The sequence below is a fragment of the Rhizobium sp. RAF56 genome, assembly GCF_052113965.1.
GTDB lineage: Bacteria > Pseudomonadota > Alphaproteobacteria > Rhizobiales > Rhizobiaceae > Rhizobium.
The window spans coordinates 1-23,822 of sequence record NZ_JBFRDU010000044.1 but is presented as its reverse complement, the minus strand read 5'-3'; the positions used below and the strand labels follow the sequence as shown (position 1 = coordinate 23,822).

Sequence of the window (23,822 nt, the reverse complement as noted above, 5' to 3'; positions counted from 1 at the left end):
GAGCCGTCGTCATGGACCCTGCCTTTATCAAACAGTGCGCCGATCCGGCGCTCAAGCCTGCTATTGTCGAGCAGTTCGTGTCTGCAGTCGGCTCCGGCGACCCGCTGGCTGTCACCGTAAAATCGGGCGGCCGTCTCATCCTCGTTCCCAAGCCGAAAACCCCTGACGAGGCCATGGGCATCGTTCGGGAGTATGTCGGCCGGGCGGTGGTCCGGGTCGGCGTGACGCAGTTTCCGGCCGGTGTCGGTGTGAAGAATACCTCCGAGATAAGTTCCGAGCTGGTCGAGCCCTGCGAGAACCTCCGTAAGGGATCTGCGATGTTTGCCAAGATTCTTCGGATCGTAAGAAAATGGTACGGCAACCCCGCAAACTCCGAGGTCTTTCCGCAAATCTTCGACGATGCGGTCTACGCCTGGAACACGGGCCAGTTCGAGGGTCAGGGCGTGTTTCAAAGTCAGGATCCCGGTGGCGCTATCGCGGAAACGAGCGACAAGGCGAAGGTGGTCGAGGCGGAGCCCGCTGATGCTGCGCCGGCTGAAAGCGAGGCCGAGCCCTCAAACGCAAACGACATCGGAGTGGCGGGTATCAGAATCGATCTGTCGAGGATCGGCGGTCAGAAATGACTTGTCGAGCAACGCTGAACGCGGGCCGGATCAAGGACCGATAATCGCAACCTTCAGGTCATCGAGCACATTCGCGAGACCCGGCGCCCATATCAACCTTGTCGCGCCGACAGCCTTCAGCTTGCCGATGGATCGATCGAACACGGCAAGATTTGTGTGCCCGTTTAGCCTTGAGGGATAAATGATGCCATCGACATGATCTCGATGTTCATGGAATGCGACAGCCCACTCGCGAGCAAGGGATTGTTTGGAGGATTTTGCCACATCGGTCGGCACACCCATCTTGATCGCGCCGTCGTCGCGTAGATCAACCATCGTCAGGGGCTCGATCACCTCGATCTGCGCAAACTGTCGGTCACGCAACTCTGACTCGGCAATTGGCAGATCACCGATTAACCCGTCGCGCTGATCCCTTAGCAAAGCTTCGAGAAAGCAGACTTTGACGGTGTCGCCCATGTAGAGCACGCCAAAGCGATTGGCGGGCTTTCGGCGCCGCGGGTCGCTGAAGCGGCTCGGTGTCTTTCCGAAGCCGAGCCGATCAGGGTATCTGCCGAGGTAGATGCGGCCGAACCGTGAGCCGGACGCAACGACATGTAGATGCAGGCTTGTTGTTTCGAAGCCGACGGGCGGTAGTGCATTTCCCATTTACCGGAAATCTCGCCCAACGCTTTCCGCTGCCGCGATCGCCTGTTCAGTCCGTCCACGCTCCAGAGCTTCACGACCCGTCAGACCATCCAGTTCACCATGCGGCTGGACCAGGAAGCGATAGACTGCCCAAGCTCCACCGAGCCTCTCGTGAAGGATAGGGAGTGCAGCAAATGGCTTGCCATCGGAATCGAGCTGCCAATCGGGGAAGCGATACCCACGCTTGGCACCGTCGAGTCCGAGCACCTGACCGTTTTGCCGCTTGGTATTGACTGTCACCCGCGTCGTGCCGAGCAGGCGAGCAAAGTCGTCAGCGCTGAGCATATCGGCGCGCTCGAGGATTTCTGCTGCTTTCGAGCGTCCGCGTGCCCGGGCTGCGGCAAGAGCTTGCTCAAGGCCAGAATCTGCGGTGCTGTCTTCATCAGACAGCGCAGGGGCGGCCAATGCGTCGTCTTCTACCGGGGTTACGACCATCTCGCCTTCCGGATCGACGTCAACGCGGAAGCTCACACGTCTGCCGGCGGTTCGACTCCTTGAAATCGCCTGACCATATTGCTGCAGCAGTGCCTGCACGCGCTTCGGCTTGTCGGACAGGACTTTGGTGGCACTATCCGGAACTTTAATTTTGAAGCCGCTCATACCTTCCGGCAGCGCACCGGCGCCTGTCGCCAGGAAAAAAGCCATGGACCTATCTGGTCCATCCCTTCGGGCCGAGCCGTCTTTGATGCTGGGTTTTGCCTTGGGAGATGCCATAACATTTCCTCCATACAGAAGTACTTATATGGCAAGGATGGATAAGTTCGTCAAGTTCGTAAAGGATTTTCAATTTATGGCACGCGTAGCACCCGATTGTAACGCTGACACTTCAATGGCCCGGTACCCGGTCAACTCAAGACAGAAACCGCTTTAAGCTCAAACCGGCGTACAAAATGTATGGTAGCTTTCCAAGGGAATAGTGCCCACAGTTTAGTTTCAGGGTCTGCGGTCGGCAGCCGGCGTTTTTCAAACCCAGTAACAGGCTTTCCGACAGCTCCGGCAATACTACCGTGTCTCTCTTGGCCAGCACCACTTGGAGATCAAGATCTGGCCGAGCCAGACGATGCACGTGGTTCTCGAGATCGAGTGGGCTCCATGCTCGTCTGAGATCAGCCAACTCGATTTCCGGCTCGAGGCTGCTACGGATAGATCTTGTCGCCCGACCGGTCCAAACCATATCCGCAAGGCTTCCGCCCGTCAGAAACAGCGAAGCCTTCGAAACGTTCGCATCATGTGCGGCAATCAATCCTGCGGCCCAGGAACCGAGGCTCATGCCGAGGACAGAGATTTCACGATAGCCCTCACCTTTCAGCCAGCGGATGAGTCTTCTTCCATCACATACGGCCTGCTTCACGGCTTGGATCGTTCGACCAAGGTTGGCGCTCAGCATGTAATCCGCGTGCAATGAACCCCGACGACTACGCTCGAAGTGATAAGGCATCGCGATCTCGACGACCGTGATGCCGCGCCGTGACAAAAAGCCGGCAATTTGAGCGTTTCGGGTGCGAGCGTTCCAATGGTGAAAAATCACCAGTGCCTTGTCGAGTGATCCACTTTTGGTGATTTTTGCCCAGACGATATTGTTCTCTGCGACATCGGTCGAAATATCCGATGGAAATTTTACCCAATGCTCGCTCGCTTCGAATTGTTGATCGCCGCGGTCTTGCTCCTCAAAGAACGTCGGGTCAGTCGAAACTTCTTCGGCGCGGGCACAAAATTCGCGGATGCTGCCGATTTCTTCACTTGGAAAGACACGGTCTGCATCAAGGATGAAACTGGTCGTTTCCTTCCCGTCCTCACCGCGTCGCGCCCGCTCTTCATCCCACCGATCAAGCCAACTAAGATACAATTTGTCTGCTTCCTACTTCATTGGATTGCCGACTGCCTAGGCCAGGATCAACCAGACTGAACACCGCGACCAGCACACCAATCCCCAAAACGATTGAGAATCCAACGAATGCATCTATCAGCAGGTAGGTGGCAAACAGCAATGTCACGACCGCCGCCATCTTCCACAGTGGCAGATGAAATCGCGTGCCGATACCTCGCAGGCAGATGGAACCGTAGAAGAAGACAACGATGGTCGAAATTGCAACGAGCAGGCTGCTGTAATGGGTCGGCATCCGATAGTGGAGTCCGTTGCTGACACCATCACGTCCTGCCAGCGCTGAAGACATATCTCCGATCAACCAGTCGAGGATGTTTTTGGCGTTCGATGTCAGATAGGAGCTCTGAGCCTTCATGCACAACGCGACCAGAAGGCCTAGTATTGTGCAACGAAATATCCCACGCATTAATCTCAAGCACAGCTCATAGACTTCGCCTTGATATCCACCCTGCTGATGGATCTTTGCTTCCAGGTCAATTTTCCTGAGATCATGGATCATCGTGTGGAGCAAAATGAGTCCGGCAAAAAACAAATAAAAGCAAAGGCTCATGTAAAAGTAAGCCAGGGCCGTGAACCCAATCGATACCGGGACGGATATAACCTCCGGTCGTACAATCGCCAGTGTGCCCCAACTTGTTGCGTAGTCTGCTCCGCCTTCCAGCAATGGGATCAGGCAAACTCCAATCCATTGGAAAACGCCCGCGAACAACACACAGATCAGAAACACTGCCCAATATGAAAAGGAGGATCCCTCCACATTGCGTGCCCAGTCATCGTCACTTGTTGTCGTGTCACTCCACGCCCACAGCTTCGCGCGCCCTTCCTTTGTCCAGAAGGCGAGCAGCTCCGTGACTAGTGCGAAAAACAGCGGCAAGAGCACCATGAAAAGGAAGGTCCAATTCGGTGCCCAGAGAAATCCAACTTCTTTAGAAATGTTATCGGCGCGGAGGTAAACCGCGCTGTGGATCCCCACTATATAGGACAGAAAACCGAGAGCGGAGGCACCTGCAAACACAGACGCAGGCAAGTTCAGCGGCGAGCCGCTGCTAAAAAAGGCCTCCGATTTTCGCGCTAAGCTAAAGCGCTGCTTCTTCCGATCGGCCTCGGCATCGGGTGTAAACTCGACCGATGACGATTGCTCCTCGTCAACCCCGGGCTCTGGCGACACACCAGGCCGGTCCGGCGCACGGCTGTCCGCCTTTCTCGCCTCCCGTCTCTTGGCCTGCAGCCGCGCCTGAGCCGCACTTAGCTCGACCTGCCATGCAGCCGTGGCTTCCGGATCATCACACCCAAAAACCCTCGCGAGCCAACGAATGTTCGCCGCGCTAATTCCCTTGTCATTTTCCTGAAACCAAAGTTGGACCGTCCGTAGATCAACCCCAGCGCGGTTCGAATCGATCTGTGAGATCGCCTCGGCAAGCAGCTCGGGCGTCCAGGGGCCAGCGGGAAATCCGTCTTCATCGAGTGCCCTGCCCGCGCCCGCCGCGGCCATTTTCTTGAACAATTCCTTCCAGTCGCTGCCGTCGTTCGGCGGTTGTAGAAATAATTTTCCGTTCTGAAACAATCGATTACCAACTCTAATTTCGTTTCGTTTCGCTGCACTTCATAATACATCGTGCCAAATCACTCAACCGCCCGTTATTGAATTCTGGTTGGACTAACTGGTTGCAAACGCACAGCGAGTGATCGCTGCGTCGAAATTAATGAATCAACCTGAGGCTGAGTAGAGGCTACGCGCTGCGGTCGTCAACTCGGGAGGAAGCCGGACTGGGGCATGGCGTCCCAGTCGGCCTCTTAGGGACGGGAGAACGGCGATGCTGGAGGGGATTTGCATGGACCAACTTGTCGCGGGGCTCCTCGAGATTAGCGCTGTCGCGCATGATGGCGCAACGCTGAAAGCTGCGCTGGCACAGTTGGCAGACAGGTGCGGATTCTTGGGGTACGCTTACGCTAAAATGACGCCGGGCGACTTCTGCGTGATATCAAACCTGCATCCCGATTGGTTGAAGCGAAGCCGGAAGTTCGACCTGGCTGGACGAAATCCCATTCTGAGGCGTGCCAACCAGTCGCGCCGCGCTTTCGCTTGGTCTGATATTCAATCACCGCCAGCGCAGCCAACGGGCGAGGACCAGGATTTCTATGAAGCGGCATCGCAGTTCGGGATCGGTTCAGGCATCACCATACCAATCAATATTTCCAGCGGTGCCATCTCACTCCTCAGCTTTTTCTCCGGGAAATCCGTTTTGGATGCGGAGGACGACATCGATCCGGTTGCCGCATCCTCTGCGGTTGGACAGCTACATGCCCGCATTGAGCAGCTAAAGGTTACTCCGTCGATCCAAGAGCCGTTCTATCTCTCACCCAAGGAAGCCACTTATGCGCGATGGCTTTCCCTTGGGAAAACGGTGGAAGACACGGCCGATATCGAAGACGTGAAATACAACACTGTTCGTATCGCATTAGCCGAGGTTAGGCGGCGGTATGACCTTTGCAACAACACCCAGCTCGTGGCTTTGGCAATCCGTCGGTGCCTGATCTGATCAAACCTTCGGTGTTCGGCCTAGGATGTCGAGAAGTGTCGTGAGCGCAGACATTTGCGCGTGCATTTCGATCGTAACATCCAGATAGGCTAGGTAAGCCTCACTCGGCTCTTTATCGTCGTCTCGGCAACCTGCGTGGGCGATTTGAAACATTCTTTCTGCCCGGTCCACCAGCGTACGGTGCTTCTTGATCGCACCTATCGTCAGGATTTCGACAACTTGCTCGGACTCGTTCGAGAGCAGTCCGACAATCGGCCGTAAGTCGATGTCCGCGGTCATGTCGTTCTCTCGTGATCCATAGTTTCTCCCAATGTCCGCGCGCCGGCTGCGGTGTGCGCCAATAGCACTGTTCGCGTGAGAATCGAGCAACACATTGCGTACTATCTAGAGAGTTATTTTAGCGATTGGCTGGTGCCACTTCCACTGCACTTTTGCAGGATGGGAATAATCCTTATTTCTCGTGCTCATGGCATTTGCCTTACAGCCGTGGGAGCTGAACACTTAAGACGCGGATCGCTTGGCGAAGGCGATTGTGATTGCCTGTTCTTGTTGCTCAGAGGTCAGATGAATCTCGTTGACCTCCGTATCTGGACCGACAACCTCAAAGTCGGTGGGCGTTCGATCTTCAAACATCCGGTAAGCGTTCATCGCGGCCTCTGCGGGATTGTCAGCTTCGATGAGCAAGCTGTGAGAGGTCACTCTGTAAAACGGCATACTCTTCCCCCGCGATTCGTTGCTTACTGGTCTAGCATCCGGGAGCTTCACACGGAACGGCAACCACCTTGAAGGTAATCAGGCTGACCCCTAAGTGAACACATAGCAAACTCGGATCGGCATGATGAAACCTGAAGCCATATCCATCACGAAGACCTCGCTTGACGCCTTGGCTGCGGTTGCGAAATTTAGGCGTCAAAGACGTGCGGGTCGAGTTTGGCTTATCGGCGACCGCCGGGTCGCGACCAGGACTATCGAAACGCTGGAGCAGAAAGACCTTGTTCGCGAGGTCGTGTTTAACGGAACCCCGACTTTGATTTTGACTGACGAAGCCAAAACTATCTTGGCTGGAAAGGCTTGCGGTGCGCTTGGGAAACCACCAGCTGGCGCGCAACTGTAACTACCGCGCTATCATCGGCCTTCCGAAAAAGCGGTCTCGCTCCTCCATGGCTACGCGTCCTGCAGCATAGAGGTGCGCAATCGCCTCTCGAATATCCGTAAAGGCCTTCATGGTCGGCTTTGAGATGTAGCCGCCGTCGGCATCAACGTTTGACTGCAATGCATTCGCACAGTCAGTGGCAAGCTTATCAACCTCGGGTGCGATAGCGTAGAGCTGTAGTATTACACGGTCGAGATCGTCTTTCGCACGCTCTGACATCCTGTCGACCATCGACTATCTCCTTATTCTGTTGAGTCCGGTCAGGTGTCGGACTTTAACCTCCGTAGCTGCCCGGAAAAATGATGTCCTGATCTACGAGCACATTGAACCTGTAACCTGGCCTGATCTTGATCGTTGGCTGGACATTGATACTTTTTGAGATGGTCTGTTCCGCGACTCGTCCAAAAATTTCGGCAAAATTCCGGCGCGCGGCGTCTGAGGCCGTGTCCTGCGTGGCAAGAGTTGAACTCTGAGGCATCGACATGTCGATCCCTGTCCCGATCAGCGCGACGAGCGCGGCCGAACCAAAGGTCCTGACATAGTGGTTGTCGACCTTGTCGCTGAAACCGCCATAACCCTCCGAGTCGGTCCCGGCCATACCGCCGATCTGCAGGGTCGAGCCATCAGGGAAGATGATGTCGGTCCAGACGACAAGGACGCGGTTTTGGCCGAATGAGACCTTGCTGTCGTAACGACCAAGAAGTTTCGTGCCCTGTGGCACGAGCGTGTAGTGGCCGGTCGCGCTGTCATAGACGTTCTGGCTGACTTGCGCCGTGATGCGGCCCGGCAAGTCGGAATTGATCCCGGTGATCAGTGTCGCGGAGATCACGGATCCCCGTTTGAGTTCGTAGCGTGACTGCTGAGGCACGACCTGATTGGGTAGGTAGCCGAGATCCTTGATATCAGCGTTGAAGAAATCTTCCTTAGACGATTGTCCGTTCTGATCGACCTGACCTGCCGCGCCGGCTCTCAACGCTGCGGCATAGAGATCTTGCTCGCCGCTTGGCGCGGTGTTCGATTGACGCGGTCCGGCAGAAGCAGCGGCTGGCGCTTGTGCGGCGACATCGGTGATGTCGACCTTCAGCGGCGAGTCGAGTGCCGCCCCCCTCGCCTGTAGGCTTGCCATGCGTTGGCGCTGCTGTTCACGAAAGATCTGTTCCCGCTGTTCGCGAAGCATCCTGGCGTTCCACTCCTCATCCGATTCCATGCGAGACCTGCGTGGCTCGCGTGGTTCGACCTTCGGTTCTGCCTCGACCGGGCGGGCGGCTTCCTGCTGCTGTGGGACCGGGGTTGGTTGAAACACCGGCTGCTGTTCCTCCCGGTCACCGATAATTCCGTCTTTGACACCCCGCTTCAGCTGATCGGCGAAGGTCGAAGCCGGCGTGCCAGAACCGCTCTCGTTCGGGTCGTGCTGCCCAAACCTCAGCCCACGTGAGGAGAGGCCGTAAACGAGAACGGCGAGGAACAGAACCAGGATCCCGATGCCGAAGAACAGGGGCACGCGATTCAGGCGCTTCATCCCTTTCTCGCCAGCAGACTGATTTGAGGTTCCCAGTTGCAGCGATTGGACCATGATCGTCTCCGCCTGTCAGTTTCGCTTCATGAGGGAAAGGGGGCTTGCCGGCGTCGCCACGCCATTGCTGACCGAGTAGGCTCGGCCGAGCTCCATCGTGTCAGTCGAAAGGCGCGCCAGCACTTGTCCGTCTACGGCAGCGATCGAGTAGGCCAACTCGACCGGCTTGGGCGCATCCTTCACGCTTGCGCTCTTGTCATCGCTGACGATGGCAAAGCCCCATCCTTTCAAAGCAGCTTCGAGCGCGACGGAGAATTCAGAAGTGTCCTTGTGCAGTTTGATGGGAGCGGTCGTCGATCCGGCTTGCTCGGCGAACCGTCCTGCCATGTCGCCGGCGATAGCGCCCGCAGCGCGGCCGGTGACGTCGGCGGGTGCAGCGCTGGTGGACAGTGCGTCGGTTGCCGTCTGGCATCCAGCTAAGCTGAGGGCGAGGACAATCGGAATGAGGCGATAAAGCTGCATGATCACCCTCCCCGCCGGATCGTTATCTTCTGCTGTTTCCAGCCGACCCCGGAAATCAGGATCGCCTTGTCGATATTGTAGTCGACGATCATCATGTCGTTCTTCATCCGGTAATTGACAATGCGGTTCTGGCCACCCGAGACGACGAAGAGAACCGGCGCGTCCTGACCGGAGATCGCGCGAGGGAACTGAATGTAGGTCTTCTGCCCATCGGAATAGACCCGCTTCGGCCGCCATGGAGCGCTTCCACTCAAGGCATAGGAGAAGGCGAGCTGTTCGGGAGCGACACCGCCCTCCGGCCCAGTCATGGCCTGGATGCGGGCATTGATGTCGGAGAGCTTCGTGGCGGCATCTTCGGGATACTCGAACCCGACACGGGCCATGTATTGCGTGGGATGCGATTTCAGCTGGATATGGTAGGTGCGGCGTGAGGTCGTCACCACCATGGAAGTGACGAGCCCCGGCTCGGACGGCTTGACGATCAGGTGGATCGCCTGTCCACCGGCGGCGCCAGACGTTGCCGGCTCTACCTTCCAGCGTACCGTATCGCCGACGAGGACATCGCGGACAATTTCGCCACCCTGCAGCTCGATGTCGCACACCTGCAAGGGTGAGCAGACGACGGAGGGCTGCAACTCACCAAAGAGGAAGATCACCTTGCCGTCCGGTCCGCGTGTGACCAGTCCGGCCTGCCCTCGCCATTTGCCGGAGAGGTTCGTCCCTTTGACCTCATTGCCCGTCAGGCTTTGCGCGATCGCCGTCGATGAAACCCCGGTCGATACGGCAAGCGCCAGCATGCAGCGAAGAGCGACGCGTTTGTGTTTGATCCTCATTGCAGATCCCTGCCCTTAAAGTTGCGCGGTCCAGTCGAAATCGGTCACATAAACGCCGATCGGATTGAGCCGGATTGTTGCTTCGTCCTGTGGTGATGTGATCGACACGGTCGCGATGCCCCGGAAGCGTCGGGTCGCGACCTCCTTGCCTTTCCGATCGCGCTCGTACTCGGTCCAGTCGATCTGATAGGTCTGGTTCGAAAGCGCGACGATGTTGTTCACCTCGATCGCGACAGTCGCGTTGACCGCCTTTTCGAACGGCGAGTTGCCGCGGAACCATGCATTGACCTTTTGGGTCGAGGGATCGCTCGTCCGCAGGAGGGCATAGGTGCGGTCGATATATTGCTTCTGGACCACCGCATCTGGTGTGATCGAACGGAAGCTGGTCACGAAGTTCCCGAGCGTCGCGCGAACGACCCGCGTGTCCGCATACTCGATCTGCTGCGGGAAGCCGCCGGAAACCGTGTTCCCGAGCTTATCAACCTCGACGATGTAAGGGACGAGCTTGACTTGCGTGCTGAGGTAAAGCGCGTAGCCGAAGCCGATCACAGCCATTCCCAGGCTCAAGATGCCAACGGCCCTCCAGGCGGAGGCTGCCTTGACGTAGGAGCCGTAACGTTCTGACCATTCCTGCCTCGCGGCAAGGTACGGGTTCTCAGGTGCGGGATGCCCTGCCATGTGAGTGATCCTGTCCGTGAATTATGGTTTGTCCGGTCTTTCCGGAGGGGGCGTCGGAGTTGACGGATTGCCCCGTGCCTGATCGAGCTTCGCGTTGGCCAGGCCAAGAAGGGAGCCGGCATAAGCGCCGGGTGATCCGATTGCCTTCTCCCTGGCGGCGGATCCGGCAGCCATGGCACCGGAGCTGAAACTTGCGCCCATGCCCCTGAGTACAGAACCTGCAGCCGAGGACCCACCGGCTCGAGCTGATTGTGCGGCGGCAAAGCCGGCTCCAACGGCGCCAGCGCCGAGGAAAGCGCCGCCCGCCGCGAACGAAGCCGCCTGTCCACCTTGGCGAATTGTCTCCATCCCGCCGGAGACCGAAGCCCCTTGCACGACGCCCTGGATGATGTTCGGGACGTACATCGCGATGATGAAGACGACAACGGAGATACCAGCAATCGCGAGTGTGGTAATAAACTGGTCGCTTTCGGCTGTCGGAGCCTGCGCGAGCCCAAGCAGGACGTTTGAGCCGATCTTGGCGATCATAACCAAGGCCATCAGCTTCATCCCTACGCCGAAGGCATAAACGAGATAGCGGATCGCAAAGTCTTTGGTTAAGGAGGAGCCTCCGAGCCCGAGCATGATCATGCCTGCCAGCAGGCCGACATACATCTCGACCATGACCGAGACGAAGATTGCCGCAACGAGTGAGAAGCAGATGACGACAATACCCATAGCAAGCACGGCGGCGATCGCCAGGGCATTGTCCTCAAAGACGCCGAACTTCGCCTGTTCCGACATCTGAGACGCAACACGAATGCCGGCGTCGAAGACTTCGGCCGGAGATGCAGAGCCGCCACCGGCGCCGATCTGAAACAGGCTGTCCACGACCGCCTTGGCGAAATTCGGACCCTGTGTGAGTACGAACGCGAAAAAACCGATGAACATGATGCGCCGGACGAGCTCGGCAAACCAGCTGTCCAGCGATGCTGCCTGGATCGCGAGCCATACGGCAGCTATGCCGACCTCGATGCCCGCGAGGATCCAGAACAGTGATTTAGCCGCATCCATAACGGTGGTTTCCCACCCCTTGGCGGCAGCCGAGACCTGATTTTCCAATTCCGTCAGAACTTGGCCTTGCTGGGCGAGAGCCGGCACCGCCATCGCGAGAAAGGCGATACCCGCAACCAGGATGGTGCTTCTGCGACCGCGCTTCACCATCTCGGGCGCATCTCCTGACCCTTTTCGATCGGTGGGAGCGCCTTGCCCGTGCCAAAGAACTTCTCGCGTGTTGCTCGTTGTTCTTCACTCATCTGCGGCGCAGCGAAGCTCTCTCCACGGATCAGAACGACAGTGGCGATCGCAGCAATTCCTGCGATCCCGATGCAAACAGAGGCGATCAATGCGGGGCGGGTCACCAGCGAGGCTCCATTTTCTGTCCGGAGGGAATGAATTGGATGTCGGCATTGAAGAATTTCTCCCGACGCGCCTGTGCGAGATCCTTGTCCGTTTGTTCGCTTTGCAGCCACGTCCCCATCATCGTGGTCTGCTGGGAGACAATGCCGCGGAGTTTCTGCATCTGGGCGACCTGCTGAGCGGCGATTTGGTGGCCGACCTGCAGCGCCTTCATCTGGCCATCCGCCGATTGCGACATTGATCGCAGCTTGCCCATCGTATCTTCTTCGCTGTCGAACTGATCGGCGGTGAGGCTTGCGGTCTTGAGCGTGCTGGAAATCGTGTCACGGTTCGTGTTCGACCACGTCTGATAGGTGGACGAAAAGCTCTCGGCGTTCGGCAGGTTTGTCTTCAAGTCCGAGTAGCTTTTGAAGCGTTGCTTCAGAAGATCGTCGGCATTGCCCATGGAGAAGGCGATGCCCTGACCCTGATTGACGATATCGCGCAGCTGGTTCAGGTCACCTTCGACCTGGCCCCAGATATGGTTCGGAAGCTGGGCCGTATTCTGCAGCATGTTCTGATAGATATTGAGCTGGTTTTGGATCTGCTCGGCAAGCTGCGTGATTTGTTTGATCTGATTATTGATCTGTTCAGTCGACTGACCAACAAGATGGATAAGCTCGCCATTGTTGAGCATCTGCGTCATCTCGGTCGCGCCGGTAATCGCGCCTCCTGCGTAGGAAACACTGGGCGTTGCGGCAAGGCCAGCGGCGACCAACCCCGTCACCAACGATTTGCTGAGCCTCAAAAACTGGTATGCTTCACTCATAGCGGTTGATCCCCCTTTCGATGAGCCACTGACCCGGCCATTCGTGGCCGTGGGTCGACGAGAGCGCCCTGATGCGGGCTAGATCGGCCTTGCCAGAAGCGCCGACGAAGGAAAGTGTGACCGGACCCAGCGACATGTCGAAGAGCCTGCGGCCGTCGGGCGACGTCACGTAGTATTCGCGTTTCGGGATGGCGTTCGCGACAATCTCAATCTGCCGCTCGTTGAAGCCGATCCGCTCGTAGAATTCGCGGCTGCCGGTTTCCCGGGCGGCACCATTCGGAAGGCAAATTTTGGTCGGGCAAGATTCCTTCAGGACGTCGATGATCCCCGAGCGCTCAGCGTCAGAGATTGACTGCGTCGCGAGGATGACGGCGCAGTTCGCCTTGCGCAGCACCTTGAGCCATTCCCTGATCTTGTCGCGGAACACAGGATGGCCGAGCATCAGCCATGCCTCGTCCAGAACGATGAGGCTTGGCGAGCCATCGAGTCGCTTCTCAATCCGTCGAAAGAGATAGGTCAGGACGGGCACGAGATAGCGCTCGCCCATATTCATCAGCTGCTCGATTTCGAAGCACTGGAAGCGCCCAAGCGTCAGGCCATCCTCTTCCGCATCGAGGAGCTGACCCATCGGACCATCGACCGTGTAGTGATGGAGGGCATCTTTGATCTCGCGCATCTGGACGCCACTGACGAAATCCGACAGCGAACGGCCCGGCGCAGACGCCATCAATCCAATCTGCCTCGACATCGCGTTTCGATGGTCTGGTGCAACCGTCACGCCCTGAAGCGAAATGAGGGTCTCGATCCATTCGGATGCCCAGACCCGATCGGCGTCAGTCGAAAGCTCTGACAATGGGCAGAAGGCAAGACTGGCCCCCTCCCCGCTCTCGCCACCAATCTCATAGTGGTCACCGCCGACGCCGAGTGTCAGCGGCAGCATTGAGTTGCCTTTGTCGAAGGCAAAGACTTGCGCCTTCTCGTATCGGCAAAATTGCGCGGCGATCAGCGCGAGGAGAGTCGACTTGCCGGAGCCGGTTGGCCCGAAAATCAAGGTATGGCCGACATCGTCGACATGCAGGTTCAGTCGGAAGGGCGTGGAGCCGGATGCAACCTGCATGAGCGGTGGCGCCTCGGGCGGATAAAACGGGCATGGGGCGGCGGGCTGCCCTGACCAGACAGAGTTCAGCGGAACAAGGTCAGCCAGATTGCGGGTGTTGATCAGCGGTTCGCGGATGTTGCAGTACCAATTGCCCGGCAGGCTACCGAGAAAAGCATCTGTCGCATTCAGCGTCTCGATGCGGGCTCCGAAGCCTTCCGCCTGGATGAGGCGACGAACCGCTTCCGTCTTCTCCTGCAGCGCCGAGCGGCTTTGGTCAAAGAGAATGATAACAGGAGTATAATAGCCGTAGGCCACCAATTGAGATGAGGCTTCGGCAATCGCATCCTCAGTCTCGGCGACCATGGCCATCGCATCCTGATCGACCGACCGGGATTGCGTCTGAAACAGCTGGTCGAAAAACGGCCTGACCTTCTGTTGCCACTTCTTGCGCGTGCGCTCGAGACGCTGCTTGGCCTCCTCCGCATCGAGGAAGATGAAACGCGACGACCAGCGATAAGTCAGCGGCATGAGGTTGAGGCTATTCAAAATCCCAGGCCAACTCTCGGCGGGAAGCCCATCGATCGCGATCACGCCGAGAAACCGGCCCTCGACCCGCGGCGTCAGTCCATGTTCCAGCTCCGCCGTCGCGAGCCAGTCCAAGTACATGGGAATTTCAGGCAGGCGGACGGGATGGTTCTCGCCGGTGATGGCAAACCGAATGAACTGGAAAAGCTCGTCGTAGCGTGCAACGCGAGCACCATCCCGTTCGGAAACCTCTCGCGTTTGCATGCGCTGCACCGAGAGAACATTGCCGAGATATTGCTCAATCTCCCGGATTGAGCGGCGAAACGCATCAAGAGCGGTATCGGCATATTTCGCCGTGCGGCTTTCGGTATCCGAGTAAATGTATCGGGTCAGGCCCGATCGGCGTCGCTCGGGTGGTCGATAGGTCAAAATAAGCGCGTGCCGGCTTTCGAAGTGCCCTCGCTCCTGTCCAAAATGCCGCCGACGCTCGTCATCGATCAGCATCGTGACAGTATCCGGAAAATAGCTGCGTTCAGCAGACGGGTATTCCGTCGTCGGCACCCGCACGGCCTCAACCTGGATCATCCAGCCCGTACCCAGTCGCGAGAGGATCGAGTTGATCTGGCGGGAAAGCTCGTTGCGCTCGAAATCTGTAGCGCTTTCGGAATCCGGACCGGCAAAGTACCACCCGGCCATCAGACTACCGTCCTTCAGCAGAAGGATCCCGTTATCGACAAGGCCCGCATAGGGAACCAGGTCAGCGAATGATGGACCTGTCGATCGAAATGTGCGTAAGGCGACCATCGCGAGATCCTCAGTATCGGCGCCAGGGCGCGGAGGTAGGAAGGTAATGCGCCCGATAGCGCATATGGCGCGCGTAGACTTTGCGCATCATGGGGTCGGATTTCGCCATCATGCGGAGCGCGCCGACGACCACGATCCATATCGCGATGCCGAACAGGGCCGAATAGACGGTCAACACGACGAAGATGAGAATGATCGCGGCGAGCCCGGTCAGCAACACGAGCTCGCGATCCGCCCCCATCAAGAGGTTCGGCCGCGACAAAGCGCGGTGGATCCGGTTGCGATGAAGCCCGGCGCCGGCGTCAGCCATGACGCCCCTCCCCTCCCCGGACCCGATTTGCATTTGGGACCACGGTTTGCTCGGCGACAAACGAACCACCGATCGAGGCGCCGGTCGAGCCGAAGAGGCCGACAATCGTCGTCGCGCCAAGCAGGATCCCTGCGACCAGCACCACGTACACCAATCGCCGCGCGAAATCGTTGAGCTCGCCGCCGAAGATCAGCATGCCGCCGGCAATCGCGACGGCCGCCAGTGCAATGTAGCCGGCGACCGGTCCGGTGATTGACTGCTGGATCTGCTCGAGCGGGCCTTCCCAAGGCAGGCTTCCGCCTGAACCCGCGAGTGCAGGCCCGGCAAGCGAGACGCAAATCAGTGCGCCGATAGTTCCCAAACGGAGAAAGCGATTATGCAGCATGACTGTCCTCATCGATCTGCGGATAGTGTTCTGTCTGGTAGCGCGAGCCGTTGAACCCCTCGACATGGAGCACCTCCCTCACTCGGCGGCCCCGCCCGGCGCGCTCGATCGAGATGACAAGATCTACCGCTTCACCGATTACGGCTTGCATCGGCTGCGGGCTGGCTTCCGACGTCAGTTGCTCGAGGCGCCTAAGCGCCGACATGGCGGAATTGGAATGGATCGTTGTGACGCCTCCGGGGTGTCCTGTGTTCCAGGCTTTCAGGAGGGTCAGTGCGGCGCCGTCGCGCACCTCGCCAACGATGATGCGGTCGGGACGCAGGCGCATCGTGCTCTTGAGAAGTCGGGCCATGTCAACCGCGTCGCTCGTGTGGAGGCAGACGGCATTTTCCGCTGCGCATTGGATTTCGGACGTATCCTCGAGGATTACCATCCGGTCTCCTGGCACCGCGGAAACGATTTCTGCGATGACCGCGTTCGCGAGCGTCGTCTTGCCGGAACCCGTGCCGCCGGCGATCACGATGTTCAGCCGGCTGGTGATGGCGCTGCGGATGATCGAAGCCTGCGCTTCGGTCATGATCTTTGCGGTCAAGTAGTCATCGAGCGGAATGAGCCGCGAAGCGCGCCGGCGGATCGTAAAAGTTGGCGAGTTGACGACGGGAGGCAGGAGACCTTCGAAGCGGTGGCCGCCAATCGGCAGCTCGCCGGAGATGATTGGTCGTTCTCTATCGGCTTCGGACTGGAGAGCGTGGGCTACCGATCCGATAACAGTCTCGGCGGCGGTCGCCTCCATTTCGCCAGCTGGCGCGACGCCGTGACCCAGGCGCTCGATGAAAAGCTTGCCATCTGGATTGAGCATGATCTCGACGACCGTCGGATCTTCAAGGGCAATACAAAGGTGCTCGCCGAGTGCGTCCTGGAGTTTGCGGATAAGGCGAGAGTGCGACTGAAGCATGGGGAAGCTCGTCTCCTCGTTTGAGTGCAGGAGGAGACAGACCCCGGTGGCCGCGCGAAGTCCATGTGCAAATTTGCACCTCGCGAGTCGCGGCTGATTCCGTCAGGGTCGCTTCGATTCGGTGGTTTACCAGCGAGGTTCCGCTACCGGAGCAGATTATGACTCACAGGAAAGTTGTGCAGGGAGATTGCAGAGTATGACCGATAAATCGCTGGAATCTATGGATTAGTTTCGGTGGCTTCCGAAATGAGCGTTTCGCGTTAACCTGCCTCTCCTTTGCACAAGCCTGTCCGTCCGGTCAGGTCGGGGCGAAACCCGGGCACACATTTGGTGGAATCACCCGAATCGAAGTATGCGTTTGTTGCGAAAAAAATCCGAAGTATCGGTTTTTCGAGTAGTTAGGTCGCCGTTAGCGAAACCTTAACCACGAGGGCGGCTAAATGGCGGGACGTAAACCGCCGGAGAATTGAATTCATGAACCGTCATCTCAGCAGTCTCTCCTTTATGGAGACTTTCTCCAGCAAGCTGGAGCTGGCGTTGAACAACCTGAGCATGGCTCAGTTTCCACCGGATTCGCGGCGCACCATGCGCAAGTTCTCGTCGACCGAGGTTGCGCAATTGCTCGACGTCACCGAGGCATACATCCGCCAAGTCGCACTAAAGGACGAAAGCCCCTCTCCTGAGATTGTCGGCGGCCGTCGTCTTTATACGCTGGAGCAAGTCCTTGAGCTGCGTATGGCGCTTGCCGCAAACGGCCGGAAGAAGTGGATGAACCCACGCCGCGCCGGAGACGAGCGCTGCCAGGTGATCGCGATCACCAACTTCAAGGGCGGATCCAGTAAGACGTCGACAACCATCCATCTCGGCCACTATCTCGCGCTGCGCGGCTACCGCGTGCTCGCGGTTGATCTCGATCCCCAGGCGTCCCTGACCGCATTGCATGGCAATCTCCCCGACTTTGATCATAGGACCGGCGACACGCTCTATTCTGCGATCCGCTTCGACGATCCAGTTCCGACGCGCTCGATCATCCACCAGACGCATGTCGTCGGCTTCGATGTCGTTTGCGCTGGCCTCGAACTGACCGAGTTCGAAACGGCCGTCGCGCTGCAGATGCGGCACGCCGGCGGCACGAGCTTCCTGCTTCGCGTTGCCCACGCGCTGGACCAGGTCGCCGACGACTATGATTTTATTCTGCTCGACTCGGCACCGTCGCTCAACTTCCTGACGCTGTCCTCACTGACGGCGGCAACCGGCGTGGTGATCCCGGTCCCTGCCCATATGCTCGACGTCGATTCCACCGGGAAGTTTCTCGACCTTGCGGCGTCCTACATGCAGGTCCTCGAAGAATTTGGCACCGCGGCGCACTGGGATTTCGCAAAATTCCTGATTACCAAGTTCGAACCGAACGATCACCCGCAGGCAAACATGGCGGCATTGATGCGCCAGGTGTTCGGCCAGGACCTTCTGCTGTCGTCGGTCATCAAGAGCACCGCGGTCGCCGACGCGCTGACATGGAAACAAAGCCTCTACGAAGTCAACCGGTCGCGCTTCTCCGCGCCAAAAACCTATGATCGGGCAATCGAATCCATCAATGCGGCGAACGCCGAGCTGGAGCGCCTTTTCTGGGATGCATGGGGGCGCGAATGAGCCGCAAAGATTCCAAGGGACTCTTCGCCAACGTCTTCTCGACGCCCGCGACCGTGCAGACGGAAGCGCCAGCTGCGATGCGCACATCATCTCCGCATCTCGCCAAGGTCGCCGCCGGTCTGCGGACCATACAGGAGCGCGGCGAGCTCGCAGAGCGGATGCTGAGAGATGGCGGCGGGGTGATCGAGCTTGATCCCACGCTGGTCGATCCCTCCCCCTACCCTGACCGGCTTCGCGACGCCGCCGACTCGTCCTCGTTTGAGGACTTCAAGGAAACGATTGCCACGGAGGGGCAACAGGTTCCGGTTCAGGTTCGACCGCACCCGACCGAGCCAGGCCGTTTCCAGATGGTCTATGGTCATCGCCGCTTGCGTGCGGCACGCGAGCTTGGCCTCCTGGTCAGGGCGCTGGTGCGCGAGATGGACGATCGGGATCTCGTCAAGGCGCAGGGCATCGAAAACGGCCAGCGCCAGGATCTGACCTGGATCGAGCGTGCCCTCTTTGCCTTTCGGATGGAGGGCGCCGACGTCAAGGCGCGCGATATAAAGGCGGCTCTATCGATCGACGACACTGAAATGGCGAAGATGCGCCTGGTGACGCGCAGCGTCCCGACAGAGATCATCGAAGCGATCGGGCGCGCTCCCAAAGTCGGACGGCCGCGATGGATCGCCTTCGCCAAGGGCCTGAACGAACGCTCGGCTATCGCCACTGTGCGAAAAACCTTGGCAGCTGCCAAGGTTTCGTCCGCGAGTTCCGATGATCGCTTCGGGTTGGCGGTGGAAAGCCTCAAGACGCCAGCCACGCCCAGGGGCCGCCCGCAAGCGCTGCAGGACGTCAGCGGCCGGCCGCTTGGCAGGCTCGTGGTGTCGAAGACGGAGATACGGGTAGTAGCCGAAAACAGCGATGGCGAAGCGTTCGCGCGCTTTCTGCACGACGAACTGCCGCGCCTAATTGAGAGGTTCTCGGCGAAACGCTGAAACCAAAAAACCTTGGCAGCTGCCAAGGTTTTGAATGCAACACAACGGGAGAGTAACCGAGCAAAAGAAAAAGGCCCCCAAACGTTTCCGTCGTGGAAGCCCTTCTCAGAGTTCTAGCAGACCGAGAATCGCATTTCCCCGAATCACAGTCAAGAGTTTTTGGCGCCGTTTTGGTGGGCGGATTTCTTTTGCCTTTTGAAAGGTGAAGGAAAATGCAGACGGGACATGTGACGACGCCCTTTGGGGCGCGGCCAATGACGCTTGCGCTGGTGAAACGCCAGCTGCAGACGGCAGAGGCAAAGCCTGCCGGTTCAATCGACAAGTGGAAGGTCTTTCGTGACGCCTGCGAAGCGCGGGAGAAGCTCGGCGTCGCCGATCGGGCGATTGCCGTGCTCAACGCGTTGTTGAGTTTCTATCCGCAGCAGGAGCTGTCCGCGGAGAACGGCCTCGTCGTGTTTCCGTCCAATGCCCAGCTGACGATCCGCGCCCATGGGATCGCCGGCACGACGCTCAGGCGACACTTGGCGGCGCTCGTCGAGGCGGGGCTTATCATTCGCAAAGACAGCCCGAACGGCAAGCGCTATGCCCGCAAGGATAGGGGAGGGGAGATCGAGGACGCCTTCGGCTTTTCGCTCGCCCCGTTGGTGGCACGCGCGGCCGAACTGGCACAGCTGGCGCAGGACGTAGCGGCCCAGCGACGCGAGCATAAGCTGGCCCGCGAGCGGCTCACGATCGCCAGGCGCGACGTGCGCAAGCTGATCTCGGCAGCGATCGAGGAGGGCGCTCCGGGAAATTGGGACGCGATTGAGAACCAATTCATCGCGCTCGCAACGCGGATTCCTCGCAATCCATCGCCGGAGACTTTGGCGGATATCGCCGAGGAAATGGAGATGCTGCGTGATGAGATCGTCAACTCGCTGGAAGTTTTCACGAATTCCGAAAAAACAGACAGCAATGATAACCACAGTGGGCACCACATACAGAATTCAAATACCGATTCCACCGATGAACTTGAACCTCGCTCTGAACAAGAGCAGGGGGCAAAGCCGAACCCGGCCGGCCGGGTGACAAGCGAACCGATAAAGTCGTTTCCGCTTGGGCTGGTGCTGCAGGCTTGCCCTGACATCGCTATGTACGGGCCTGGGGGAGCGATCGGCAATTGGCGCGATCTGATGTCGGCCGCAGTCGTTGTCCGCTCGATGCTGGGGGTCAGCCCGTCGGCGTATCAGGCGGCATGCGAGGCGATGGGCCCGGAGAATGCGGCGGCGGCCATTGCCTGCATCCTCGAAAGGGCTGGGCACATCAACTCGGCCGGCGGCTACCTGCGCGACCTGACGCGAAAAGCCGAGCGCGGCGAATTCTCACTGGGGCCGATGCTGATGGCGCTGATGCGAAGCGGATCCATGCAAGCTCAGACCTCTCGACCGGCAAACGGCTGATGCTATGCTAACGCGAGCATCGCCGCGTGCCCAAGATTGCGAGGAGGATTGCCTCTGAGTCATCGGTAGCGGGTGGCGAACGCAAAAAAGACAGACCGCGCATGCCGTGTGTCGTCCCGTCCCGCGACGCGTATCACGACAGCAGCCGAGAGGCTCGACCGCTTCGACGCAGCGCACTGTTGTAGTAGCTGGACGCCTGCTGCACGGAGCGATGCCGCGACTGTTCCATCGCTTCGGGAAGCGGGATGCCGCGATCGGCCGCCTCGGTGAGATAACCGGACCGCAACCCGTGCGCCGAAAACTCGTCCGGATCCAGGCCGGCCATTTTCGCTCGCTGCTTGACGATGTCGTTGACCGCTTTTGGATCGAGACCGCGAGGGGACAGGTTGCCCCAGCGATCGATCTTTCTAAACATGGCTCCGCTGTCGATTTTGGCCGTCGCCAGCCAGACGTTCAGCGCCACGACCGGCCGGCCGGTGAGGTAAACGACCTCATCCTGATCGGCGCCGCTGGTCTTGGTGCGGCCGAGGTGGATGGCAAGCGAGGGGAGGGGAGAACCGTTCTCGCTGGCGATCGGCGGCTCGCGGGTAAGCTGCTCGACGCGAAGCCCGGCGACCTCGCTGCGGCGGCGGCCGCCGGAGGCGAAGGCGACCATCAGCAAAGCCCGGTCGCGCCGATCTCGAAGGTTGTCGCTCTTGCAGGTCGCCAACAGCTTTGCCAGCACGTCGCCGGTGACAGCTTTCGCACTCTTGCGCTTTCTCGGCCGGGGCGTGGCACGCACCGCCAGCCGGATGGCGGATCTGAGGGCAGGGGAGGTGAAGTGACCCTCGAGGCCGCGCCATTTCGTCAGCGTCGACCAGGTGGCCAACCGCCGGCGCACGGTATCGGGCGCATGCGGTCCGCTCACCTTGAGAAAGCGCTGTTCGCGCAGGCTCTGCTCGACGGCGGCCGGCATGCCATGATCGCGATCCGTCTGACGACGGTCCGGATCCCAGAGGTGATGGGCAACGAACTTCAACAGCAGCGCTTCCGGTGCCGGCCAGGGCAGGGGGTGGCCGGTGGCGGCGAGCGCCCAGGCCTGCAGGTAGGCAAGATCAGAGGCAAGCGCCCTGAGCGTATTCGCCCCCATGCCCTGGTTGACAAGATGCCGCAGCGTTTCGACGTCCTGATCGCTCAGCAGTTCCGCGAGCTCGTCGCGGCGCTCGAGCGGCAGCACGGCGGCGATGGCGTCGAGTTCGGTGGCGCGCTTTTCTAGCGACTTTGAGGACAAGTCCCTCATGTCTGCAGACCATTCTCGTCATAGAAATCGTCGTGGTTGGAGGTGGTCCCGACCGGTACGTTGGCACGACCTTCCGCTGCCAGTCTCACGAACTCGTCCATCGTGCCTTCCTTTGTCGCGATATAGGTCAGGGTCGCGATCGGCCTCCCCTGGCGGCAGATCAAAGGATGTCATCACCGCGGGCCGCCAGCTCTATCAATTCTTCGAGCCGTTCCGCCGCCTCGGCAATCTCGACGAACACTCTCATCGGCGCCTCACCAGACCCGCTCATGCAAGACGGCATCGAACACGACGTCGGTCGAGACGAACGCGCAATGCTCCAGCCGCGCCTGCGCCGCGAGAATGCGATCCCAGGGGTCGCGGTGCTCCCAGTCGAAGCTGGCCGCCAGTTCCGCATGCACGTCGCTGATATCAAGTGTTTGCAGGCCGCTGCCGGCAACCGCTGCCCGCAATTCCTGCGGCTTGAGGTCAAGCTTGTTCAGCCGCATCTTGTTGTCCAGCTCATAGAAGGAGACGGCGCTGACCAGGACGGTGTTGGCCTTGTCCTCGATCAGCGATCGCGCCCTCCCCGACAGCCGGTCGCTGCCGATCGTCCACCAGTAGACGGCATGACTATCGAGCAGCAGCTTCATGCCTTGGTCTTTCGGTCGGCCGGCCCGCCCGCCCAGACGCCGACATCGTCGTTCCAGTCGCCGGCGTCGATGGCGGCCTGTTCGGCGTCGTGATCGTCGAACAGGTCCTCGGGGAGGGCGTGCTGGCGCAGCAGCCCGAACGGGCGCTTGCCGGACGCTTCGGCCGGACCGATGCGCGCATAAATCTCGTTGCCGCGCATGATCAGGATTTCCTCGCCGTGGCTGGCGCGTTCCAGCACTTTTGCGAAATTTTTCCGCGCCTCACTGATCTTGTAGCTGACCTGGGGCATTGCACTCTCCACGATTGACTTTCACGACGCTTATAACACGGCAGAAGGACGCGTACAACGGTGCTGTACGTGTCACTTCCGATAAGCGGTACTTATCGTAAGTGATAACTAAAATCAGGGGATCAAGGGGGCGACGGAAGCTAGGGGCTATTAGACTTCCGATACTGAAATCTCTTTCGTTAATTCATATGGTTAACGATGCGGAAGTTGTGAAATATCCGTACGTGGGGCGGGGTACGTGGGGCAGATTCGGTGGCAGTGCCAGTTTGTCAGGCAATTGCATCGCTCATCAGCTTCTATCATGACGAGCATGGTATCGCCTGCAACGCGACCATTTCGGCTCATCGTGCCGCCGGAGATCTTTCGCTTGGTCACGAACGTCCGCAGCGCATTCTCCGATGCGTTGGTGTGCAGCGGGATACCGGGATGATCGAGGACTTTCAGCAGCTCGTTTTTCCTCCGATGCAGCCGCTCAAGCAACTTGTCGAGTTCCTCATAACCAGTGCGCAGGGTAAAGATCCTGTCGAACCGTAGTCGAAACGCGGGAGCGGACTGCGGGGAAGGATTCTGCTTGTAAGCTTTTAGCGCCTTGTAAAACCGCCAGACCAGATCGCGAGCCATCGTGAGCGATCGCTCTTCTTTCGTGGTGGCCGGCATCAGCTTTTGCAGAAGGCGCTCGGCATGCACCCAACTTGCGTCAGGGCAAGCCCTGGAAAGGAGAATGGAATGTAGAACCTGAAACCTTTCGAAGTCATCCAGAGGGTTCGACCCCCTCCCGGTAAAGGCGCAGTCCGCCAGCCGGAAGCGAGTCTTGCATGGGCGACGGCAACGTCGTTCGTG

At 59.0% G+C, this 23,822-nt stretch carries 28 protein-coding genes; 6 read left to right on the top strand and 22 right to left on the bottom strand.

The features are described 5' to 3' along the window. Positions 1-11 precede the first annotated feature (11 nt). Complete coding sequence (locus AB4048_RS25115; protein ID WP_442204711.1) at positions 12-623, top strand: TraH family protein; 612 nt, start codon at positions 12-14, stop codon at positions 621-623. A gap of 30 nt (positions 624-653) precedes the next feature. Here AB4048_RS25115 and AB4048_RS25110 read toward each other — a convergent pair whose 3' ends face one another. The 4 genes from AB4048_RS25110 to AB4048_RS25095 all read right to left on the bottom strand — a co-directional run bounded on the left by AB4048_RS25110 (position 654) and on the right by AB4048_RS25095 (position 4,756). Next, positions 654-1,184, bottom strand: a complete 531-nt coding sequence (locus AB4048_RS25110; RefSeq protein ID WP_442204723.1) for an RES family NAD+ phosphorylase — start codon at positions 1,182-1,184, stop codon at positions 654-656. Positions 1,185-1,268: 84 nt separating this feature from the next. Beyond that, the gene (locus tag AB4048_RS25105) at positions 1,269-1,907 is read right to left on the bottom strand and encodes an XRE family transcriptional regulator (RefSeq protein WP_442204722.1); all 639 of its coding nucleotides are present in this window, start codon (positions 1,905-1,907) and stop codon (positions 1,269-1,271) included. Between the two features lie 250 nt (positions 1,908-2,157). Next, positions 2,158-3,153: an RcgR family putative quorum lactone hydrolase gene (locus tag AB4048_RS25100; protein ID WP_442204710.1), complete on the bottom strand. Its 996-nt coding sequence runs from the start codon at positions 3,151-3,153 to the stop codon at positions 2,158-2,160. Next, complete coding sequence (locus tag AB4048_RS25095) at positions 3,143-4,756, bottom strand: RcgA family putative transporter (protein WP_442204709.1); 1,614 nt, start codon at positions 4,754-4,756, stop codon at positions 3,143-3,145. Before AB4048_RS25095 ends, AB4048_RS25100 begins: the two co-directional genes overlap by 11 nt. A 268-nt stretch (positions 4,757-5,024) precedes the next feature. On the opposite strand from AB4048_RS25095, the gene AB4048_RS25090 reads away from it, so the two are divergent. Then, the gene (locus AB4048_RS25090) at positions 5,025-5,732 is read left to right on the top strand and encodes an autoinducer binding domain-containing protein (protein ID WP_442204708.1); all 708 of its coding nucleotides are present in this window, start codon (positions 5,025-5,027) and stop codon (positions 5,730-5,732) included. Here AB4048_RS25090 and AB4048_RS25085 read toward each other — a convergent pair whose 3' ends face one another. Next, positions 5,733-6,011, bottom strand: coding sequence for a transcriptional repressor TraM (locus AB4048_RS25085; protein WP_442204707.1), 279 nt, complete (start codon positions 6,009-6,011; stop codon positions 5,733-5,735). It lies immediately after the preceding gene. Between the two features lie 222 nt (positions 6,012-6,233). Further along, positions 6,234-6,446 carry a hypothetical protein gene (locus AB4048_RS25080; protein WP_442204706.1) on the bottom strand — a complete coding sequence of 71 codons (213 nt, stop codon included), beginning with the start codon at positions 6,444-6,446 and terminating at the stop codon, positions 6,234-6,236. Positions 6,447-6,567: 121 nt separating this feature from the next. Here AB4048_RS25080 and AB4048_RS25075 point away from each other — a divergent pair, with 121 nt between their 5' ends. Then, on the top strand, positions 6,568-6,846 hold the full coding sequence (locus tag AB4048_RS25075; protein ID WP_442204705.1) for a hypothetical protein: 279 nt from the start codon (positions 6,568-6,570) through the stop codon (positions 6,844-6,846). Here the strand turns inward: AB4048_RS25075 and AB4048_RS25070 are convergent, their stop codons facing one another. From AB4048_RS25070 to trbB, 12 genes are read right to left on the bottom strand one after another with little or no spacing between them, the layout of a single operon-like run. Continuing rightward, positions 6,847-7,116: a hypothetical protein gene (locus tag AB4048_RS25070; RefSeq protein ID WP_442204704.1), complete on the bottom strand. Its 270-nt coding sequence runs from the start codon at positions 7,114-7,116 to the stop codon at positions 6,847-6,849. A gap of 43 nt (positions 7,117-7,159) precedes the next feature. Further along, positions 7,160-8,458: an IncP-type conjugal transfer protein TrbI gene (gene trbI / locus AB4048_RS25065; protein ID WP_442204703.1), complete on the bottom strand. Its 1,299-nt coding sequence runs from the start codon at positions 8,456-8,458 to the stop codon at positions 7,160-7,162. 15 nt (positions 8,459-8,473) lie between these two features. Further along, complete coding sequence (gene trbH / locus AB4048_RS25060; RefSeq protein WP_442204702.1) at positions 8,474-8,920, bottom strand: conjugal transfer protein TrbH; 447 nt, start codon at positions 8,918-8,920, stop codon at positions 8,474-8,476. Between the two features lie 2 nt (positions 8,921-8,922). Continuing rightward, positions 8,923-9,753 (bottom strand): P-type conjugative transfer protein TrbG, encoded by an 831-nt coding sequence (trbG, locus tag AB4048_RS25055; protein ID WP_442204701.1) that lies wholly within the window; start codon positions 9,751-9,753, stop codon positions 8,923-8,925. 15 nt (positions 9,754-9,768) lie between these two features. Then, on the bottom strand, positions 9,769-10,431 hold the full coding sequence (locus AB4048_RS25050) for a conjugal transfer protein TrbF (RefSeq protein ID WP_024316926.1): 663 nt from the start codon (positions 10,429-10,431) through the stop codon (positions 9,769-9,771). Between the two features lie 21 nt (positions 10,432-10,452). Continuing rightward, entirely contained in the window at positions 10,453-11,634 is a 1,182-nt protein-coding gene (gene trbL, locus AB4048_RS25045) for a P-type conjugative transfer protein TrbL (protein WP_442204700.1), read from the bottom strand. Then, positions 11,628-11,831, bottom strand: coding sequence for an entry exclusion protein TrbK (gene trbK / locus AB4048_RS25040; RefSeq protein WP_057470572.1), 204 nt, complete (start codon positions 11,829-11,831; stop codon positions 11,628-11,630). The genes trbL and trbK overlap by 7 nt, the downstream gene beginning before the upstream one ends. Beyond that, entirely contained in the window at positions 11,828-12,637 is an 810-nt protein-coding gene (trbJ, locus tag AB4048_RS25035) for a P-type conjugative transfer protein TrbJ (RefSeq protein WP_442204699.1), read from the bottom strand. The genes trbK and trbJ overlap by 4 nt, the downstream gene beginning before the upstream one ends. After that, positions 12,630-15,065, bottom strand: a complete 2,436-nt coding sequence (locus AB4048_RS25030) for a conjugal transfer protein TrbE (protein ID WP_442204698.1) — start codon at positions 15,063-15,065, stop codon at positions 12,630-12,632. Before AB4048_RS25030 ends, trbJ begins: the two co-directional genes overlap by 8 nt. Before the next feature lie 10 nt (positions 15,066-15,075). Then, positions 15,076-15,375 (bottom strand): conjugal transfer protein TrbD, encoded by a 300-nt coding sequence (locus AB4048_RS25025; protein ID WP_442204697.1) that lies wholly within the window; start codon positions 15,373-15,375, stop codon positions 15,076-15,078. After that, positions 15,368-15,760: a TrbC/VirB2 family protein gene (locus AB4048_RS25020; RefSeq protein WP_442204696.1), complete on the bottom strand. Its 393-nt coding sequence runs from the start codon at positions 15,758-15,760 to the stop codon at positions 15,368-15,370. The genes AB4048_RS25025 and AB4048_RS25020 overlap by 8 nt, the downstream gene beginning before the upstream one ends. Then, positions 15,750-16,715 carry a P-type conjugative transfer ATPase TrbB gene (trbB, locus tag AB4048_RS25015; RefSeq protein WP_442204695.1) on the bottom strand — a complete coding sequence of 322 codons (966 nt, stop codon included), beginning with the start codon at positions 16,713-16,715 and terminating at the stop codon, positions 15,750-15,752. The genes AB4048_RS25020 and trbB overlap by 11 nt, the downstream gene beginning before the upstream one ends. A gap of 474 nt (positions 16,716-17,189) precedes the next feature. Between trbB and repA the strand changes: the two genes are divergently transcribed. From repA to repC, 3 genes are all read left to right on the top strand, one after another. Then, positions 17,190-18,365 carry a plasmid partitioning protein RepA gene (gene repA / locus AB4048_RS25010; protein ID WP_442204694.1) on the top strand — a complete coding sequence of 392 codons (1,176 nt, stop codon included), beginning with the start codon at positions 17,190-17,192 and terminating at the stop codon, positions 18,363-18,365. After that, positions 18,362-19,342 (top strand): plasmid partitioning protein RepB, encoded by a 981-nt coding sequence (gene repB / locus AB4048_RS25005; protein WP_442204693.1) that lies wholly within the window; start codon positions 18,362-18,364, stop codon positions 19,340-19,342. The genes repA and repB overlap by 4 nt, the downstream gene beginning before the upstream one ends. A gap of 212 nt (positions 19,343-19,554) precedes the next feature. Continuing rightward, positions 19,555-20,781 carry a plasmid replication protein RepC gene (gene repC, locus AB4048_RS25000; RefSeq protein WP_442204692.1) on the top strand — a complete coding sequence of 409 codons (1,227 nt, stop codon included), beginning with the start codon at positions 19,555-19,557 and terminating at the stop codon, positions 20,779-20,781. A gap of 133 nt (positions 20,782-20,914) precedes the next feature. Here the strand turns inward: repC and AB4048_RS24995 are convergent, their stop codons facing one another. The 4 genes from AB4048_RS24995 to AB4048_RS24980 all read right to left on the bottom strand — a co-directional run. Continuing rightward, positions 20,915-22,060, bottom strand: a complete 1,146-nt coding sequence (locus AB4048_RS24995) for a tyrosine-type recombinase/integrase (protein ID WP_442204691.1) — start codon at positions 22,058-22,060, stop codon at positions 20,915-20,917. A gap of 254 nt (positions 22,061-22,314) precedes the next feature. After that, entirely contained in the window at positions 22,315-22,692 is a 378-nt protein-coding gene (locus AB4048_RS24990) for a type II toxin-antitoxin system VapC family toxin (protein ID WP_442204690.1), read from the bottom strand. After that, positions 22,689-22,982: a type II toxin-antitoxin system Phd/YefM family antitoxin gene (locus AB4048_RS24985; protein WP_442204689.1), complete on the bottom strand. Its 294-nt coding sequence runs from the start codon at positions 22,980-22,982 to the stop codon at positions 22,689-22,691. The genes AB4048_RS24990 and AB4048_RS24985 overlap by 4 nt, the downstream gene beginning before the upstream one ends. A gap of 192 nt (positions 22,983-23,174) precedes the next feature. Continuing rightward, positions 23,175-23,822, bottom strand: a 648-nt coding sequence (locus AB4048_RS24980) for an IS66 family transposase (RefSeq protein WP_442204688.1), incomplete at its 5' end; no start/stop codon positions are given.